The organism is Erythrobacter sp., assembly GCF_038133525.1.
In the GTDB taxonomy this organism is placed as follows: Bacteria; Pseudomonadota; Alphaproteobacteria; order Sphingomonadales; family Sphingomonadaceae; genus Qipengyuania.
Genome location: NZ_JAYPTL010000132.1, coordinates 2215 through 2510, shown reverse-complemented (window position 1 = coordinate 2510; position 296 = coordinate 2215). Strand labels below are relative to the sequence as shown.

Sequence of the window (296 nt, the reverse complement as noted above, 5' to 3'; positions counted from 1 at the left end):
CAGCTTGGCAGCGGCGACTTCGAAGGTCGCATCGCCCCGATCGAGCGCCTGTGCCGCGCCCATCGCCGCGCAGTTCGCTGCGGCAGCTTCGCAGGCAAAGGTCGCGAGGCTCTGCTGGACCGCCTGGAACTTGCCGAGCGGGCGGCCGAACTGCTGGCGTTCGTTGACGTAGCCGACTGCTATCGCCAGCGCCGCGTCGAGCGCGCCGGCGATCTGCGCGCTGCGGGCAAAGGCGCCGAGCAGGAAATGCTCCTGACTGCCTTCCTGCGCGCGCCCCGCAATGATCGCTTCGGGTA

General features: G+C 69.6%; 1 protein-coding gene. It reads right to left on the bottom strand.

Annotated features, from left to right (window positions below; genetic code table 11):
* A partial coding sequence (locus AAFM29_RS17080) for an acyl-CoA dehydrogenase family protein (protein ID WP_341713931.1) occupies positions 1–296 on the bottom strand: 296 nt, incomplete at both ends.